This is a genomic window from Paenibacillus sp. FSL R5-0744 (assembly GCF_037972555.1).
Classification (GTDB): domain Bacteria; phylum Bacillota; class Bacilli; order Paenibacillales; family Paenibacillaceae; genus Paenibacillus_AQ.
In genome coordinates this window covers 474,171-492,961 of sequence record NZ_CP150228.1, presented here as the reverse complement: position 1 = coordinate 492,961, position 18,791 = coordinate 474,171, and the positions used below count along the sequence as shown (strand labels likewise).

Genomic DNA, 18,791 nt, shown 5'->3' with positions numbered 1-18,791 from the left:
ACTCCTATTTTTTAACTTTCTAAGGGTCACCCCTTTTCAAGCCCGTTTGCTTATGTGCATATCTCTTTCGTTTATCGAAACCAAGTACTGATCTCCAATCTCGAAGCTAAATACACCTTCCTCTTCTTCAATAATCTGAACGGCAGGCTGTTGCCCCCCTTGAAAAGGAATAAGCACGGTCAAGAAAGTCATAGTACCGCTGTACCTATCCTGAAAGCGGACCCTTGTCGAAGGCCTTGAGATATCGGTCTCATCGGACAGCCTTCCCTCCAGAAGATCCAATTTCCCCGTATGGCTTGTCGCTATCGCCAGATTCGCAATATCACTTGTCGCGACCACACCGTTCTTGTTCTCCTCCACCTCGACAAAATCTAGATGGAAATAGCGCTGGACGCTATGGGCATTCAGCCCTTCTACCCGATCGGCAATAAGCACGAATCGATTATCCACTAGCGAAATATGCCGGTAATGGACAACCGGATCATAGTTTGTATGGCTGGCGCTAGCGAGCTGGTAGAAGCCTCTATCCTCTACATTGTAGATTCCACCAGGCTTTTGTGGCCCAAATGTAAAGGAATTAATATACTCGAAATGATCTCGCTCATCGATCAGCAGCGTAGAGTGATAATTCGAGCTCTTAAACTGCTTACGGTCCTCATCATTCCGATAACAAAAAAATCCGGGATCGCAAATCATGTCTTTTCCGAGCGCCGTAAAATCAAAGCTCATCAGATCGATATGGGCATGGGCATTCTGAATCGGGCTTTTACATGTAAACAAAAAACTGAGAGCCTTCGAATCCCAGCCACTGCGGATAATTGCTTGATCCAATGTACGATTCCAGAATGTCGTGGGCTTATCCAATACAAACTCTCTATCCTGCAAGGAATACAGCTCCTCCACAAATTGGCGGACATCGAGCGCTCTCCATACATGCTTACTAGCTTCCCTTACAACTTCGTGTACATCAATCAAATTCGTTGCAAGCCCTAGCCAGGAGCTATCATTCAAGGCATAATACCCATAAACACCAGACATTACCGCAAGCGGATTTGCAAAAGAGTCTCCAACAGGTACACATTTCCCGGTTGGTCTTAACGAGTAGATTGAGTAATCCAAATTCTTTCTGAACCGTCCCATGTACTCCGCAGAGAACTCAAAATCGAAACGTTTAGCCAGAACGACAGCCAGCCCGAACCAGAACATGCAGCCATTATGATACGATGGACAGCCTTCAATTTGACCGCCATCCTCTGTCAGTTGCGCCATGCTGCACTTTTCGATGCCCTCTATCGCAAAAGCCTTCCATTCCTCGGCTTCTTTCAGCTCGGGAAAGTAAAGAGCAGTCGTCAGAAGGCCCAAACATTCCATTAAATAATGGTTATGATCCGCTTTAGGCCACAGCTGAGGCGACACGTTACGCAAAGCTTTTACTTGCTTGTAAATGACTGTTAAATACTTCTCCAAAATTTCTTCCGTGAACAACTCCGAAGGGCCTAGATGCTCCAGAACAAGCGGCCAAATTTTGTAGCCCCGGATACCAATCTCCAAAACCCTCAGCGGATGGCATTCCGTAAAATAGCCAATCGGCTTAGCCAGTAAGTCCTCAGGAATAGTGACCGTTTCGATCCAGTCCAGCATTTCATCGATGACCTTGAGTCCGTATTTCGCGTCCTTGGTGAGCGAGTAGGCTTCCAGTAAATCCTGCCAATGCGTCATGCGATTCAGCTGCCATAAATATTCATTGTCATTATGTCTGCGCTCTAGCCAGCTAGGCGGATTCCCGACAAACTCTCTGACTCCCCCTGTACCAGGAAGCATGATCATTCCTTGATAGGCGAATTCGGCATTCGCAATCGTCTCGCGCACGTGATCAGGCATATGTGCTGCGATATAGGCGGCTTTCTCGTCCATCGGCTCAAGCCGTGAGCGCAAGTTAGCTAACAGCTCCGTCGTAGTCATCGGCTCTTTCAGCAATGATTGCAGATTCATTTATTCATCTCCATTATGTTATTTTGAATTCGAAATGCCCCCTCCGAAATCATCAAGACTCCGGAAGGAGCGATTCCAGCTATTTCATGTAACGGTCGTATGCACCTTGCTCCAGAGCAAGCAAATCCTTGATGCCCAAGCTTTCCAGCTCTTTAATATACTTGCTAAATGTCTCATCGTTTACTGGTTCCACGCCGAGCACCCAACGCTGCAGCTTTTCCTCCACATAAGTCAGTACGCCCGCATTTAACTCCTCAAATTTGGTCCGTTCATCATCTGTATAAGAAATCGGCGGATAAGCCTTCATAATATAGCCATTGTCAATGTATTCCTTGATGCCTTTCAACGCAGTTACGTTTGTCCATTGTTCTTCGTAAGCGTAGTCTTGATGGAAGGCGAGCTCGATCTGGGCTCCCTCTTCCTGAAGCTGTTGAATGACTGTCTTTTCTTTATTTTTCAATAATGAATCTTTAAACTTCGGTTTGCCGTCCACGAGGTCGTAGTCCTTACCTTCGATGCCAAAGTTCATCAGTCTCCGACCCTCTTCGGAAAACCAGAAATCCATATATTTGATCGCTTCTACGGGATGCTTGGTAGTCGCCGAGATTCCCCATCCGCTTGCATGCGTCCCCTTGCGAGAACTTTCTTCGATTACTTTGCCTTCAGTGTTCGCTGGAGGCGTCATCGGAACAAAAGAGAAGCCTGGAATCTCAGTCGCAAGAATGTCATTGAAGTTAGCAGTGCTGGCGAACCAGTCGTGCGTCATGCCGCCGACATTGTCTCCGAGCAAAATGTTACGCGCCTTCTCTCCGCGGGTGAAAATTTCTTTATCGATCAAGCCTTCCTTATACCACTTCGCAATATTTTCGATGGCAGTCTTATAACCCGGCTCATACATGCCGTATTTGACGACACCGTTATCCGCGTAAAATCCGCGTTTGGCCGCATCGGCCCCGCCTTGCACGCCCCACTGAATCAGTAGATCGTAAATTCCATCCAGCTTGGACCGGCTGAAGTATGGGATTTCATCGTTTACTCCATTACCGTTCGGATCTTTTTCTTTGAAGGCTTTCAAGAGCGCATACAGCTCATCTACAGTTTTCGGCTGCTCTAGTCCCAATTTATCCAGCCAATCCTGACGTACAAACCAGCCTCTTGCAGCCGGTCCATCTGGCGTAAAGTTAAGGAAATACGTTTTGCCGTTATAGGCTTTCATATATTTAGCTGAATCTGGATGTTCGGAAAAGAACTTTTTAATGTTCGGGGCATATTTTTCAATCAGGTCATCTAGCTCAAGAAAGGCCCCTTCAATCCCAAGGCTGTCGTACTGCTCCTTAATTTGATGATGGACCAGATCCGGAATTTTTCCGGAAGCCATCATTGTATTGAACAGTTCTTTACTATTCGTCGAGGCCTTAGATGCAGTACCCTTTAGCTTAATATTGGTCATGGCTTCCGCTTCTTTGAAGACAGGCCAGTTATCGTCGAATATAAACTTATCTGAGTAGTGCATATGGAGCGTCAGTTCAACCGGCTCTTTAGAGATCAAGTTCCCGGATAGTTGTTCTGTATCCGACCCTTTTGAATCATTCGCTGAACTTCTATTTTGCGGAGCGTTATTGTTACTACAGCCTGCCAGCAGCATACCGACTGACATCATGATTATTGCAGATGATTTCATCCATTTTTTGTTACCCATATTCATGACCTCCCAATATTGGTTTCTTGATTTCATAGTAAAAGGATTGAAGTAGCCATTAGCCTTTGACGGAACCGATCATGGCGCCTTTGACGAAATATTTCTGAATGAAGGGATAAGCTGCAACAATCGGTATAATGGAGACGATAATAGTTGCATAAATGATCGTTTCCTTAGAATATACCGCCATATTCCCCATTTCGTCGCTCACGTTCATTTCTACGATGAGTTTCTTTAGCAAGACTTGTAGCGGTACCTTACTCTCGTCGCTCAGTAGGATCATCGTCCAGAAATAGCCGTTCCAGCGGTGCACCGCATAGAATAATCCGATCGTTACAAGAGAGGCTTTGGACAGCGGCAGATACACCTTCCATAAAATCGTCAGATCATTTGCTCCGTCAACCTTTGCCGCTTCCTCGAGTTCCTCCGGAATACTCTGGAAGAACGTTCTCATGAGGAAGACATAGAAGGTCGTAATCGCGAAACCGATAATGATCGTAAACCTGTTGTCAAGCATGTTCAAATCTCTGAAATTGAGATACATCGGAATCATGCCCGGTTGGAACCACATTGTCAGCGCGATAAAGAAGCTGATGGCCGTACGCCCCATAACCCGTTTCTTGGACAGGGCATAGGCGCCGCAAATGGTGAGAATTAAATTGACGATTACGCCGAATATCGTGTAATAAAACGTGTTAAAATAGGCAATCCAAATCCCCTTTTCCGATAATACCTTTGCATAGGAGTCAAAGTTAATATCGCGCGGCAGCAAGATCACCTTGCCGGTAACGACCGCATCAGAGGAGCTGATGGATGCGGATAAGACATAGACAAACGGATATAATGCAAGCAAAGCGATTATTCCAAGAAATACACAGTTAAAGATATAGAACAGCTTTTCGCCTCTGGTTTTTTTCATCTTCCATCACCTACCATAATCCAGTCTCTGTTAACTTCTTGCTCATCTTGTTGGCAAATACGACTAGAATAAATCCAACGACGGCATTGAACAGTCCCACCGCTGTCGCCAGGTCGTAACGTGCATCCTGTAAACCGGACCGGTACACGTAGGTGTTAATAACGTCGGCCGTCTCATAGGTGGCTGGCTGATACAGAAGAATGATCGCCTCATAGCCTACTTCCAACATGGAGCCCACCTTCATGACAAGCATGATTGCGATCGTCGGAATGATGGCGGGAAGCGTGATATGCCACATTTGCTTCCATTTATTAGCTCCATCGATAACCGCTGCCTCATACAAAGCCGGATTGACACCGGACAATGCAGCTATATAGATGATGGTACCAAATCCCGCTTCCTTCCAAATATCCATGGACCCGATAAAAATCGTACGGAAATAATCGGGATTGGTCAGAAAGTATTGCTTTTCTCCACCCATCATTTCGATCAGGATATTGATAATGCCGTTGCTAGGAGCCAAAAAGTTAGTAACGATCCCAGCTACGACAACGACCGAAATAAAATGGGGCAAATACGTGAAGGTCTGCACCGTTGCTTTGAATACCCCATTCTTCAATTCGTTAAATAACAAAGCGAGGATAATCGGCACAGGGAACGCAAACAGCAATTGATACAAACTGAGCAATACTGTGTTTTTTAATAGCCGCCAGAAATATGGACTTTTAAAAAAGGTCTCGAAGTGTTCAAATCCAACCCAGGGACTCGCTTCAATTCCTTTATATACACTGAAATCCTTAAAGGCGATTTGCAGGCCGTACATCGGCTTATACGCAAAGATGATATACCAAGCCAGAAACGGTATCAGGAGTAGATAAAGATAACGGTCCCTGATCAGGTTGGTTTTTATTTCTTTAAAGTTAAGCAGCACTCTCTTCTCCTCTCGCAACGATGTTTAGCTGATCCCCTCAGGAGCGCTCCCAATTGAAAGGTCAGCGTTGCAATTTAAACTATAGGAATGAATGTAAGCGCTGTCTATCGCCATTATTTCATCTAGCGGCAACTCTTTATGTCTGGGTTCATAATGTGCATTATTTTATGTATCAACAATTTCTCGTTATATAGAGAAACGCCTGTCGAACATACAATAGCCGCCTGGCAATTAAGCTAGGCGGCTTTGTTTTGAATCAACGGTTCTCATTACTTGAAGCCTCATTCCTTCTCGTTAAGCTTCTTTGCGTATTGGCCAGGAGCTAACCCTTCATACTTGCGGAACATGCGAATAAACGTGTTTGCATTGTTGCACCCGACCATTAGTGCTAAATCTCCAATTTTGATATCTTTCTGCTGACGCATAATCTCTTTAGCTTGCTGCACACGATAAAAATTCAAGTAATCTTTAAAATTTTCTCCGGAATGATTTTTGAAAGCGATACTGACATAACCAGGAGAGAAGTTAAACTCCTCCGCTATCATGCTAAGCGATAAATCCCTATTGTAGTTGTCATGAATATATTCAATCATCCGCTTTACCGTACTGTTATCCATCATTTCATTCTGCTGATCAATTGTATCCATCATGGCGCCAAACAAGGAAGTAATGGCGGAAACCATAAGCTCCTTCGATTCGCCGTGCTGTACGATGTCCAGAGATTCCTTATGAGCTTGAACGAACTCTTCGAAAGGCATATTCAACTGCTGGATAATTCGGCTCAGCGTAGCCAACACAAGCAAGCTGAACTGGTCGAGCTGCTGCCTGGTTAACTGCCTTTGCTCCAGATTTTCCGATAGCAGACGGTTTAGCGTATTTAAAGCATTCTCCCGCTTGCCGCGAATCACATAGCTGATCAGCTCGCGTTCCGTATCGATAGGATAATAATAGCTGACCATCTGCACTTGACTGAGTTGTTTATAAGTAATGACGGAAGTCTTGTCCACAGCCGATCTTCTCTTCAGAATATCAAGTGCCTGGATAAAGGAGCGGTCAATTTCCCCAGCAGAAATTACAGGCTGGCCTACAGCTGCAGTCAATCCGTATGCATGCGCGTCCTCGATTTGAGCCATCGCTTTCATGAGCTTCTTCTGAATGGATTCCGTATCGGATTCACTGATTATGAAGACAAATTTGGTGAAATCATGATCAAGCAGTTCACAAGGGAAATGAACCTTCAACTGCTCATGAATAATCAAGGAAGTCTTTGATTTTATCGTAAGAATCGCATCTTTCGAATATTGCTCCTCCAATTCCTTAGCGTTCGAGAATGAAATCACACAAACGCTCAAGTTGCTAGAAAGGCTTTGCAGTTGATGTGCATTTAGCAGGTCATCCACCTTGTCAGGTGGAACGAGTCCATGGAGCAAATCCCGCAGGAACTTGTCTCTCATCGAGAGCTTGTGCTCATGTAGCGCGGATTTCATCTGTTCATTGGCTTTACTTATACTCGTCGCTGTCTCGTTCAAGAAAGCGAATTCGTCTGCTCCCGCAGGCTCACCGTAGCTCTTGAACAATCCGACGAGATGACCCACAGGCCGGTACATACGCCTGGAAACTGCATAGGCGAACGCAAGTCCCACAAAGATAAGAATGGCTAATAGAAGTACAGCCCCTTTTAAATTAGGGGAAAAGGAGTCTACCAAAGAGTAGTTCTGTGTAACATACATATACGACCATTGCGGCATCGTATTCGAGCGGATTAAATGGAAATCGAATTCATCATTGGATAGCTTCTTATAATCCACGGTTGCCTGTTCATCCAGTTGTGCCAGTGGATAGGCAAGCAATTGCTTTTTCCGTTTATCGTCAAAGCTTGATTTAAGCGTTACGTATCGGCCATTCTCGATAATGGCAAAAGCTTCTTGCGCATCAGGCGATAGGGGTGGCAGCAGCAATTGTTCAAAGAATGAGACAACAAAAAATAATGAATTCCCTATTCCTACCCGTTCCGGATTAACGATTCGTATGGATGCGCTTTCATTGTTCGTCGACGTTATATTTTGGCTGCTCGATATCGTTATGTTTGGACTCGTGCTGTCTGTACCTAATTGTGCCAAATCCTCATTAGTGATTCCCATATCTTCCATATAGCGTCTTCTATCCGACGAAATTTGCGGCGTAATAACCAAATCGTCGTTAGTCTTCATTAAATCGATGCTATAGCCGAATTCAGAGAATGCATCTATATGATTTTTCAGTGCATAAGAGGCTTGCGTGATCTCATAGTAATCGCGATCTTTTTCAGCGAATTTAACAACATGATCATCTAATCTCAATTGTGTAATTAAATTGAAAGAAACACCGAGTTTCGTGTCAATTTTGTCGCGCGATTGCATGAGAAAATTCTGCTGCTTCTGGCTTAATTCCGATCGCACGTTTTGGCTGTCCTTAAAAAAAGAAAGGCAGACAGCAATCATAGTGTAAGCGAATATAATAACCAGATAAGCGATAAGTAGTTTTGTGAAAAAGGATTTTCTAAGCAATGTGATCTCCCCTTGATGATTCCTTTATAAATTGAAAATCACCCAATGGTAAAATTCGTATCCTTATTGGGTGATCATATATCTTTACACTCTTTTGGAAATATCTAACTCACACTATATATGAATATGAAAATGCCGTCCATTCCCAAAATTCATACACATCCGCCAAAGTGGTAAGTATTATATTCTTGAATCCTATTACTCACTGTGTGGAATAGTATTTATAACAATATTCTAAAAAGGTTGGTGGCATAATGTCTCCTGTAGCAAAGCTGTTTAAATGGGGAACGTGTGTGTATGAGGCTTTTCTGGCTCTGCCTGTCCTCGGCGGTCTCTTTATTATAGCGAATGGTTGGGTCCCACTTGCCGTTGCCTTTTTACTCCACGCTGTAGCCATTGTAATCCTGCAAAGAGAGCGGAAACCCATCGTAGGGAATGTTCTAGGCATTATCACCTCGATTTTAGCGTTTATTCCACTCTTAGGTTGGATCATGCATGGCATCACTGCGCTCGTACTGCTCGTTGAAGGGATTTCCTCTTCACGTCAGGCAAATCGTTCTTAATAAGAGCACCTAAATCGTCAGAAAAATAACCCGCCCCTATTCAGGAGTGGGTTATTAGCGTTTATTCTTAAATATGATATATACCTTTATGATTGCCCGAGATTGTATCAACGTCCTGCCGATTGGGAATCGGCCCGCCGGGTTCCACTCTCATTAATGTAACGCCCGTTTGCGTTGCCATTGCCATTCTCAAAACGTTTGCGTTCCGTACGCTCCATCTGAACAATCTGACCTTCATGCACTACGATGTGCAAGGAGCCAAATTCCATATCATCCAGAAGCCCTGCAATCCGCGTAAGCCATAAATCATCCACTTTCAGCGGTTTAGCCATTCTCTAGCCTCCCTTTCCCCATCCAAAGGATTATATCCGCCTAAATTCCATAATTCCGTTATTACCAACCCGTATACTATGAATTAACTTAGCACGGAACCAAAAGTACTGTCAATGGGCATTTTTTCGTGATAACCAGCTTTTAATAATCATCGTCACCAAAGCCAACAACAGGAGCAGTGAAGCTACTGCAAAAGAGGCTGAAAATTGATATTCATTGTACAAAATCTCAACATGCAGCGGCAGTGTATTCGTCTCCCCACGTATATGCCCGGACACCACAGAAACTGCGCCGAACTCGCCCATGGCCCGCGCATTACACAAAATAATACCGTACAATAAACCCCATTTAATATTAGGAAGCGTGACTCTGAAAAAGATTTGCCACCCATGTGCTCCGAGGGTAATCGCTGCCTCTTCCTCCTGTGTCCCTTGATCCTCCATCAGTGGAATCAACTCACGCGCCACAAAGGGAAAGGTCACAAACAGCGTGGCCAACACGATGCCTGGAAGCGCAAATACGATCTTGATATCATGGGCGCTCAGCCAAGGGCCAAACCAACCGTTGGCGCCGAAGACGAGCACAAAGATCAGACCGCCGATGACAGGCGATACTGCAAAGGGGAGATCAATCAAGGTAATGAGAAACCCTTTGCCGCGAAAACGAAACTTGGTTACTGCCCATGCAGCCGCTACGCCAAAAAAGGTATTCAGTGGTACAGTGATCGCTGCAACAAGCAACGTCAGCCGCAAAGCGGAACGGGCATCTGGATCGGTCAGAGCAGCTATATATACGTCCCAGCCCTTTTTCAGCGCCTCTGTCAGCACAACAATCAAAGGCAAGGCAATCAGCCAAAAAAGGACTAGTCCAGCAGCTCCGATCAACACCCATTTTACAGCCTTGGTTTCCGTTGTCGCTGGCGAGGACGTATTCTTCTGTAGCCGGGGGGCTTGGAGTGGGATGGTGCCTGCCACAAGTTATTCCTCCTTTAAAGGGTTTTACGAAAGCATGATTAACTTCTGAAAAATGCCGTATTTCGGTAGATATGAAGTGTCTTCGAGAAATCTTGGTTTTCATATCGGTTGCTGTCTCGGAAATTTAATGAAACAAGATTACTGGTAATGGGTCACTCCAAGGAATATTGGACTTCCGATCGCTGTTATCCTCAGATTTCCTGATTTGAACCGCTGTCCGCGGTAGAAATCCGAGGATAAAGGCGAACGCTAACGCTTCTACAGTTCCAATATTCCTCTCCGTTCCTTTCTTACCAGCCATCTGGCTTCAAAACTTCGAGATCGCTATCGCTCCTCCAAAACTGAGATTACTCTTCGAGTGCTTTATCTAACGGAGGATTCCGCATTTTACGGAAGCAAGTATGCTTCGTAAAATAAAGTCGTCATTTACCTGTTAGGGTATAGCTTCGCTAAGAATCGCTCAGCAAAACAAAACTTCCAAATTAAATACTTGCAATATAGAGAGTAAAACCGAAAGACTTACCGCGAAGTCTTACGCACCCAACGCTGGAGCGTATTAATGACTAACAGCATTAAAAAGGAAATGAGAAGCAGGAGCAACGCAACGGCGGTAGCACCAGCGTAATCATACTGCTCCAGTTTGGACATAATAAGCAAAGGAGCAATCTCCGTTCTCATCGGCATATTGCCGGAGATGAACACGACAGAGCCGAATTCACCAATACCACGGGCAAATGCCAAAGCAAAGCCTGTTAACAACGGCGGGAACAGCTCAGGCAGTACTACTGAACGAAAGGTTCTCCAGCGGCCTGCACCGAGGGTTGCCGAGGCTTCCTCCATATCTCGGTCCAAATCCTCCAGCACCGGCTGTACCGTTCGCACGACGAACGGTATCCCAATGAACATTAAGGCAAGGGTAATGCCAAGCGGAGTAAATGCCACCTTTAATCCTAGTGGCTCAAGCCACGCCCCGATCCAGCCATTTGTGGCATAAAGAGCCGTCAAGGAGACACCAGCTACAGCTGTCGGTAAAGCAAACGGAAGATCGATCAGCGCATCAAATATTCTTTTGCCCGGAAATTCGTAACGCACTAGTACCCACGCCAGCAAGAGACCTAGAATAGCATCCACAAAAGCAGCAGCCGCTGCCGTAGACAGGCTGACACGATACGAAGCCAATACACGCGGATCGGTAGCTACATCCCAGAATTTTGCCCAGCTCAGCCCAGTAGAATTGAACAACAATGCTGAAAGTGGCAAGAGTACCACGAGACTCAGGTAAAGTACGCTGTACCCCATCGTTATCCCAAAACCGGGTAGTATCTTTCGCCGCGTTGTCGCCGATACAGCTGTAGTCGTTGCGGTGACATTCATCCCCTATTCATCCTTTCTCGCCTTCGGCAGGTTAGCCGATCAGCCCCTTACTAGGGACAAATCTCTTAAAGAAAAATATAATTTTCGTTTTATTAATCTGTTATTTAGCACCCGGCACATAGATCTTGTCAAAGATCCCGCCATCGTTAAAATGCTTCTCTTGCGTTTCTTTCCAGGTTCCGAATTTATCAGCCAATGTGAAGAGCTTTATTTCCGGAAACTTATCTTTATATTGTTCTTTCACGCTTTCTAGCGTTGGACGGTAGTAGTTCTCAGCCGCGATTTTTTGTCCTTCCTCCGTATAGAGATACTTCAAGTAAGCCTCGGACACTTCACGCGTATTTCTTTTATCCACAACCTTATCTACTATTGCTACCGGCGGTTCAGCCAGAATGCTCTCAGATGGATTTACGATATCGAATTTATCTGGACCAAGCTCTTCTACAGAAAGGTAAGCTTCATTCTCCCATGCAATCAGCACATCGCCAATTCCACGCTCTACAAAAGTGGTTGTAGAACCGCGCGCACCCGTATCCAGCACCGGAACATGTTTGAACAATTCTTTTACAAATTCCTCAGCCTTAGCTTCGTCGTTATTGTTGTGGTCTAGCGCGTAACCCCACGCCGCCAAGTAGTTCCAACGTGCGCCACCTGATGTTTTCGGATTTGGTGTAATCACTTCTACGCCTTCCTTAAGCAAATCCGGCCAATCTTTGATTCCTTTTGGATTTCCTTTGCGTACTAAGAATACGATCGTCGAGGTGTACGGTGAACTGTTATGATCAAATTTACTTTGCCAGCCTTCATTAATAAGTCCCTTTTCCTGCAAGGCATCAATATCATAACCAAGTGCTAAGGTCACAACATCCGCTTCCAGACCATCAAGTACAGCACGGCTTTGTTTCCCCGATCCACCGTGGGATTGTTTAATGGTGACCTTCTGTCCTGTTTCTTTCTCCCAATAGGCAGCAAAAGCTTTATTATAATTCTCGTACAATTCGCGAGTAGGGTCATAAGATACGTTCAGTAGTTCTACTGGATCTTTAGATGGAGTTTTTGTTGCTTCAGCCGCATTTGTGGCCTCCGCTGAATTGGTTGTTGCTGGTGCATCTGTTGCCGAACTAGCACTATTGCCGTTGTTGTTATTGCTGCCGCAAGCAGTAGTAAGCCCTGCCGTCAGCAACAAGCTAAACCCTACAAGAAGCCCTTTATTCATCTTTTTCTTCATCTTTTCCACTCCCCCATGTTTTTCTTGCCATCATTTCTTTCCTGTGGATAACAAAAAGAACGGAGGAAAGCCCACGTATGGCAGGTCAAACCGGTCCTATGACACGTGTCTGCGAGCCTAATGCAGGCGTTCCTCCGTCTGTACGGTAAGAACTTTCTTCAATTATTCCTATCTACTTAGTTGGTTTATATGGATATAATACTGAAACCCTTTAACCGTGTCAAACCTTTTTTTCCAACCAATGACAAAGGAATCTTTCAAATCCCACGCTATACAGGCAATGGTGTGGGTTCCTGTAAGATCCACTTGTTATTGATGCTATAAAGTAATATTATTGCTACAGCTTATGGTCTAGAGAAATTACCGCTTAATGTCGGGAGTGAGAATCATGGGTATGGATTTAGAGTACGTCCCTGCGCCGATAAGACCACGGCTTCATAGGAGAATGTCTCAAGAAATTAGTCGAAGGATTAGGGGAACTTACCGTTATGATACAACGGTCTGGAGGACAGCAATCGCTGGTCTTTGGATCGTTTGCTTTTTAGCCTTCACCACTGCCGTATTAGGTATACCCACTGGATTAGGGGTGCCAACAGATATTGCACTTGCTGCAGGTACGAGTACCATTCTGCTGGCCATTGCCAGCAATATCATTGCTGTACTGATCGCGTTGACCGGACTGCGCATCCCACGACTATTCGCAGGCTGTGTATTGAGCGATGTTGGAGCGATTCTACTAATCTTATATTACGCAGACTTTGAGATTGAAGCTGCGGCTCTCATTGCTGTTCTACTATCCGTATTAGGTGCATTGGGCGGATTAGCCATCGGACTGCTGCGCAGCAAAAGAATAACCATGGGACTTCTGCTTACCATTACGGTAACTTTTTCCCAACTTGCTCTGGCAAACGGAGTGCAGGAAATACCTACTTTGGAACCCATTGATATCAGTGATTCTGATGTGATTCCATTGACAGCCGCAAGTCCGTCACAACCTGGCAATCAAGCCTATCAGACCTTCACTTATGCCAGCGGTAAGGATCTGCATCGGACCGAATACGGCAAGGATACCAATGTGATCTCTTCTACAGTAGATGCTTCTGCTTATATTAAGGATTGGTCAAAACTCCGCACTTTATTCTGGGGATTTGATTATAATGCACTTCCACTGAACGGCCGAGTATGGATGCCTGAGGGCGATGGTCCCTATCCGGTAGTTCTGATGGTGCACGGAAATCATATGATGGAAGATTACTCTGACGGAGGGTACGCTTATCTCGGTGAACTCTTGGCCAGCCGGGGGTTTATCGCAATTTCGCTGGATGAGAATTTCCTGAACTATTCTGCTTGGTCCGGTATTCCGGACAATGATTTCAAAGTACGGACCTGGATCATTCTGAAACACCTGGAACAGCTAGCAGCTTTCTCGGATGAACCAGACAATCCTTTTTATCAAAAAATAGATTTCACAAAAACCGCCCTGCTCGGCCATAGCCGTGGAGGACAAGCTGTTGCTATGGCAGCAGACGCCGAACGTTGGTTCAAAAATGATCCCGTTATGAAGGCAGTAGATCGTTTTAATATAGCCTCTGTGGTCGCCCTTGCCCCTACGGATAAAACGATAGACGATCAGCAAGCCCGTCTCAAGGATGTCAACTATTTGACTCTGCAAGGGGCTCGTGATGGGGATGTACATGATTTCTATGGTGACCGCCAGTATATACGTACTTCCTATTCTCCTGGATCCTCTGCTTTCAAAAGCTCGCTGTATATTGCGGACGCCAATCACAGTCAATTCAACAGTGATTGGGGCGCGTATGATCAGACATTACCTGCTGGCCTCTTTTTAAATCGAGCGCAAACTATGGATGCAGACAAGCAGCGGCAAATCGCTAAAGTGTATGTATCAGCTTTTCTAGAGACCACTTTGCATGGAAAAGACGAATACCAGAGCTTGTTCCGGGATTACCGCAGCGGACTGAAATGGCTACCGGAGACCACTTACTACAATCGATTCCAGGATGGGGGATATCGGCCTGTAGCCACATTTGACGAGGACCGCAACAAGAATACCGTTAATCTCGGAACAGCAGAAGCATCCGGATTATCCTGGTCGGAAGAGCTCGCGAAGGATCGTGAATCGAAGAGCAAAGCCACATATGGTGTCGTTCTTGAACGCACAGCCAAAAAAGACGAGGAAGCTTATTACAACATTAAGCTTAAAGACAGTGTTGTTACTGAAATGGCCCTTTCAGACGCAGATGGCCTTACATTTTCCTTAGCAAACCTCAATGGTGATATCAAAGATGAACTAAGTATTCCGCTACCTCCCAATGTAGAGGTTGAGTTAACCGACAAAAATGATACCTCGGCACGCTTGCCGTTAAGTGAGGTAATGGATATTCTTCCACTTCCGCAAACTCAGTTCACGTTATTCCCATGGCTTGAAGAACGGATTAATGATGGGAAGTACGGTGATCTGTCCGAAGCTGTATTTCAGACCTATGAGATGCCGTTCGAACAGTTTCAGGAGGAAGAACCTGAGCTAGAGCCTGAGAACCTGACGGAAATCACCTTCTACCTTGAAGCCGAGGGAGATAAAATCATGCTAGATGACATCGGCTTTTACGATCTAGGAATTCGAAATATGTTTTAAGGTAACTTGCCATTATACCATTTAAGGCCTTCCCTCAGCACATGTACAGCTGATTGGAAGGCCTTTTATTTTGATGAATTTGGGGGAATAGCCTCTAACATTGAAACATACAATAACCTATTCCCAGCCTACACGGCTTGAATACAGACCGGTGTCTTTATCTTCAGCTCGTTCCCTGTAGGAATTAATCTGCCACTGTCACTATCGATGGAGAACGAAGTAATAATATCACTATTTTGATTCGCAGCGAGCAGCTTGCCACCAATAATGGCGAAATTACGCGGAGTACGTCCGCCTGTAACCTGCCAATCTACCGCTTCAAGATGACCTGTTGAACCCTCAATATGGAACAAGGCGATACTATCTTGTCCCCGGTTTGAGACATACAAGAATTTACCACATGGCGATACATGAATATCGGAAGCTGTATCATCACTACCCGCATTATATTGCTCTGGAAGCGTGCTGACATGCTGTAAAATGCTGAGATTTCCATTCTGCTCATCATTAGCAAATACCGTTACGGTACAGTTTAGCTCATTCGCCAGATAAATCCATTGTCCTGAAGGGTGTACCGCCAAATGGCGTGGGCCTGAACCTGGTGGAAGATTAATCTCCCGATGCTTAGACAGCTTACCTTCTTCAAGGCGATAAATCAGGATTTGATCCAGTCCCAAGTCGCAAACCAGTATATGCTTGCCGCTTCCATCCGGAATGACGGAGTGTGGATGCGGAGCTTCCTGACGGTCTTCACGAATTCCTGAACCTACATGTTTCACTTGATCAGACATGACCTGAAGCGAACCATCCTCATTTACTGGAAATACGTTGGCATTGCCACCGGAATAATTAGAGACGAATATGTAATCTTGCTTAGGACTGATCGAGACATAACAAGGAGCGCCACCTTCCGTAGGACGACTTCCAAGTGGACTCAACGCTTTAGTAACAGGATCAATAGCAAAAGCATAGACCTCGCCCTCATCCTTCTCACTAACCGCATAGAGCACGCTGCCTGTGCTGTTTACTGCTAAAAACGATGGATTCTCAATGCCCTTAGTACCCTCAAGAATCTTCATTTCCCCTGATGACGGACTAAGTGAGCAGAGTAGAATAGCTTCCTCACCTTCAGGGTTGTACGTTCCCACATAAAACAATACCTCATTAAGCCGTTCCATAGTAGCGACTCCTTTGTTTGTATAAATTGTATTTACTTCTTAATTACCCTTTACTGATAGCAACTCACTCAGTATTTTATAATATTTTTTCACTATAGCATGTTTATAGTTGTAATACATTATCGAGTTCAATTTCGAAGCCATTTCCTAACTCTCCCGGCAGTAGTAAGTTTTTACAAGTGGTTTAAACATGATTGGCAAGGTTAATAGTAGACATCGAAAACAACAAAACGAAGGAGTTGAAGTAACATGAGTTTTTTATGGATGTTAATTGTTGGTGGGATCATTGGTTGGTTAGCGGGTCTGATTATGGGCAGAGATATTCCAGGCGGGGTAATTGGTAACATTATCGCAGGTATTATCGGTTCATGGCTCGGTGGCGTGCTTCTGGGAAGCTGGGGACCTAAAGTAAGTGATTTCTATTTCTTCCCTTCTTTGATCGGAGCCGTTGTTCTGATCTTTATCGTCAGCCTTATTCTTCGCTCAACAAATGGGCGTAGCCGTTCATAAGCTTAGGCTGAACCAATAATTGTTGGACTACTTATATTATTAAAAAAATAGCAGGTCAAGGTTAACTACCTTGACCTGCTATTTGGTGTTTTCGGCCTCTTTCTACTTAATGTAGTATGCAGTGCTTTTCACGGAGCTACTACCTCCATACAGCGGCTACACTTCAATGTTCTGCCATCGTTTTTCTGTTATAATGGAGATAAAAGTGACTCAAATCATAGAGAGGTCGTGAATCATGGGTAGCATTAACCCCTCACTCCTACATATCGGCTCCACTATAGGGACCTTGCTCATGGCGCTAATGGTTATTTTTATTCGTCTAAAAGCTAGCGCACGTCCGGTTACCATTCGAAAAATATGGATTCCACCTCTCGGGATGTCGACTGGCTTTGCCATGTTCGTTGTACCTGAAGTTAGGTTTCCTTTATGGTGGGCAGCACTCGCCTTTTTGATTGGCTGGTTCATCTTCGCGTATCCTCTAATACGCAGCACAAACTTCGAACAACGGGATGGACAAATTTATGCTCAGCGTTCTAAGAGCTTTGCTTTCATTCTGCTCGGACTCCTTTTAGTTCGCACCTTACTTCATGAATTTATTAATAGTTATGTCAGTATCCCTCAGTCCGGTGGATTATTCTTCATCTTAGCCTTCGGAATGATTCTTCATTGGAGATTCTTTATGTACAAACGTTATAAAGCTATGACCTCCTCGGAGGCACAGTCCTTACAGTCATAAGTATATGTTGTTATTCTAAGAAGCCATTTCAATTCATACGATTGAGATGGCTTCTTACGTGGATGAATACCATGTAGGAAAAAACATCTTTCTGTGTCCGATGTTAGGTAACTTGTGGAGGGATACGTTAAAATATATGCATACCTAACAATAGAAAGCGAGGTCAAGGCAATTGAAAAGTAAATCAAGAAAAGTTGCCATCGTCGGTGCCGGGATGGTCGGTTCCAGCTGCGCCTACTCCATGGTCAATCAGGCCATTTGCGACGAGATCATGATGATCGACCGCACCTATGACCGCGCTATGGCACAAGCACTTGATCTCTCACACTGCATGGATTTCACAAGCACACGCACCAAGGTGTATGCCGGAACCCATAGCGACTGCGCAGGAATGGATGTAGTTATCTTAACCGCCGGCGCTAATCCAAAGGCAGGGCAGACAAGACTTGACGTCCTGGAAGCTTCTGCAGTCATTACTAGAGAAATTATTACCAACATTATGGCTGGGGGATTCGATGGAATATTCGTAGTCGCCGCTAATCCAGTCGATATTGTCACTTATATGGTATGGAAAATATCAGGGCTGCCTCGCCACAGAATTATTGGTACAGGAACCTCCATTGACTCCTCGCGCCTAAAGACACTACTATCTGATGTTTTCTCCATCGATCCACGCAGCGTAAACGGCTACGCACTTGGAGAACATGGTGAATCCCAGTTTGTAGCTTGGTCACATGTGACGATTGGCGGTAAGCCCATCCTGCAAATTATGGATCAGCATCGTGAGCGGTTCCAGCATCTGGATCTGGAGGATATCTCCCGCAAGACCAAAGATGCGGGCTGGGAGATATTCACTAAAAAAGGCTCCACACATTTCGGTATTGGCAGCGCACTGGCTTACATTACTCGTTCCATTCTGAATGATGAGCATAAGATCATTGCCGTATCCGCAATTCTGGATGGAGAGTACGGGCAAAGTGGTATATGTACCGGCGTACCTGCCATTATTGGCAACACTGGAATTCAAGAACTACTGGAGCTTAACCTAAACACCGAAGAAGCGGAGAAATTCAACGCCTCCTGCAGCATTGTTCGCTCAGGCATTGAGAGCCTACACTTGGAAGACAGCATTTAATCTCCTGCAAACGGAAA

The 18,791-nt window shown here is 45.0% G+C and carries 16 protein-coding genes; 5 read left to right on the top strand and 11 right to left on the bottom strand.

Going from position 1 to position 18,791, the window contains the following annotated elements:
- Window positions 1-36 precede the first annotated feature (36 nt).
- The 5 genes from MKY19_RS02220 to MKY19_RS02200 form a co-directional block, all read right to left on the bottom strand.
- Window positions 37-1,992 carry an alginate lyase family protein gene (locus MKY19_RS02220; RefSeq protein ID WP_339799978.1) on the bottom strand — a complete coding sequence of 652 codons (1,956 nt, stop codon included), beginning with the start codon at window positions 1,990-1,992 and terminating at the stop codon, window positions 37-39.
- 79 nt (window positions 1,993-2,071) lie between these two features.
- Window positions 2,072-3,691, bottom strand: coding sequence for an extracellular solute-binding protein (locus tag MKY19_RS02215; protein ID WP_339799976.1), 1,620 nt, complete (start codon window positions 3,689-3,691; stop codon window positions 2,072-2,074).
- Between the two features lie 58 nt (window positions 3,692-3,749).
- Entirely contained in the window at window positions 3,750-4,610 is an 861-nt protein-coding gene (locus tag MKY19_RS02210; RefSeq protein WP_339244483.1) for a carbohydrate ABC transporter permease, read from the bottom strand.
- Window positions 4,611-4,620: 10 nt separating this feature from the next.
- Window positions 4,621-5,541 carry an ABC transporter permease subunit gene (locus MKY19_RS02205; protein ID WP_231573375.1) on the bottom strand — a complete coding sequence of 307 codons (921 nt, stop codon included), beginning with the start codon at window positions 5,539-5,541 and terminating at the stop codon, window positions 4,621-4,623.
- Between the two features lie 281 nt (window positions 5,542-5,822).
- On the bottom strand, window positions 5,823-8,087 hold the full coding sequence (locus MKY19_RS02200; RefSeq protein ID WP_339799973.1) for a helix-turn-helix domain-containing protein: 2,265 nt from the start codon (window positions 8,085-8,087) through the stop codon (window positions 5,823-5,825).
- Window positions 8,088-8,341: 254 nt separating this feature from the next.
- Here MKY19_RS02200 and MKY19_RS02195 point away from each other — a divergent pair, with 254 nt between their 5' ends.
- Window positions 8,342-8,650, top strand: a complete 309-nt coding sequence (locus MKY19_RS02195) for a hypothetical protein (RefSeq protein ID WP_042184408.1) — start codon at window positions 8,342-8,344, stop codon at window positions 8,648-8,650.
- A 107-nt stretch (window positions 8,651-8,757) separates the two neighbouring features.
- Here MKY19_RS02195 and MKY19_RS02190 read toward each other — a convergent pair whose 3' ends face one another.
- From MKY19_RS02190 to MKY19_RS02170, 5 genes are all read right to left on the bottom strand, one after another.
- Window positions 8,758-8,982, bottom strand: coding sequence for a YezD family protein (locus tag MKY19_RS02190; protein WP_042184406.1), 225 nt, complete (start codon window positions 8,980-8,982; stop codon window positions 8,758-8,760).
- Between the two features lie 111 nt (window positions 8,983-9,093).
- Window positions 9,094-9,957 carry a sulfate ABC transporter permease subunit CysW gene (gene cysW, locus MKY19_RS02185; protein ID WP_042184404.1) on the bottom strand — a complete coding sequence of 288 codons (864 nt, stop codon included), beginning with the start codon at window positions 9,955-9,957 and terminating at the stop codon, window positions 9,094-9,096.
- A 124-nt stretch (window positions 9,958-10,081) separates the two neighbouring features.
- The gene (locus tag MKY19_RS02180) at window positions 10,082-10,258 is read right to left on the bottom strand and encodes a hypothetical protein (protein WP_339799970.1); all 177 of its coding nucleotides are present in this window, start codon (window positions 10,256-10,258) and stop codon (window positions 10,082-10,084) included.
- 218 nt (window positions 10,259-10,476) lie between these two features.
- Window positions 10,477-11,331 carry a sulfate ABC transporter permease subunit CysT gene (gene cysT, locus MKY19_RS02175; RefSeq protein WP_076285184.1) on the bottom strand — a complete coding sequence of 285 codons (855 nt, stop codon included), beginning with the start codon at window positions 11,329-11,331 and terminating at the stop codon, window positions 10,477-10,479.
- A gap of 100 nt (window positions 11,332-11,431) precedes the next feature.
- Window positions 11,432-12,559: a sulfate ABC transporter substrate-binding protein gene (locus tag MKY19_RS02170; protein ID WP_339268411.1), complete on the bottom strand. Its 1,128-nt coding sequence runs from the start codon at window positions 12,557-12,559 to the stop codon at window positions 11,432-11,434.
- Window positions 12,560-12,947: 388 nt separating this feature from the next.
- On the opposite strand from MKY19_RS02170, the gene MKY19_RS02165 reads away from it, so the two are divergent.
- A complete protein-coding gene (locus MKY19_RS02165; RefSeq protein ID WP_339799968.1) occupies window positions 12,948-15,215 on the top strand; it encodes an alpha/beta hydrolase in 2,268 nt (755 codons plus the stop codon).
- Between the two features lie 128 nt (window positions 15,216-15,343).
- Here the strand turns inward: MKY19_RS02165 and MKY19_RS02160 are convergent, their stop codons facing one another.
- Window positions 15,344-16,393 carry a lactonase family protein gene (locus tag MKY19_RS02160; RefSeq protein ID WP_076300104.1) on the bottom strand — a complete coding sequence of 350 codons (1,050 nt, stop codon included), beginning with the start codon at window positions 16,391-16,393 and terminating at the stop codon, window positions 15,344-15,346.
- A gap of 249 nt (window positions 16,394-16,642) precedes the next feature.
- Here MKY19_RS02160 and MKY19_RS02155 point away from each other — a divergent pair, with 249 nt between their 5' ends.
- The 3 genes from MKY19_RS02155 to MKY19_RS02145 all read left to right on the top strand — a co-directional run bounded on the left by MKY19_RS02155 (window position 16,643) and on the right by MKY19_RS02145 (window position 18,774).
- A complete protein-coding gene (locus tag MKY19_RS02155) occupies window positions 16,643-16,903 on the top strand; it encodes a GlsB/YeaQ/YmgE family stress response membrane protein (RefSeq protein WP_042184394.1) in 261 nt (86 codons plus the stop codon).
- A 235-nt stretch (window positions 16,904-17,138) separates the two neighbouring features.
- A complete protein-coding gene (locus MKY19_RS02150; protein WP_042184392.1) occupies window positions 17,139-17,639 on the top strand; it encodes a cytochrome c biogenesis protein CcdC in 501 nt (166 codons plus the stop codon).
- Window positions 17,640-17,811: 172 nt separating this feature from the next.
- Window positions 17,812-18,774, top strand: coding sequence for an L-lactate dehydrogenase (locus MKY19_RS02145; protein WP_042184390.1), 963 nt, complete (start codon window positions 17,812-17,814; stop codon window positions 18,772-18,774).
- The last annotated feature ends 17 nt before the right edge of the window (window positions 18,775-18,791 follow it).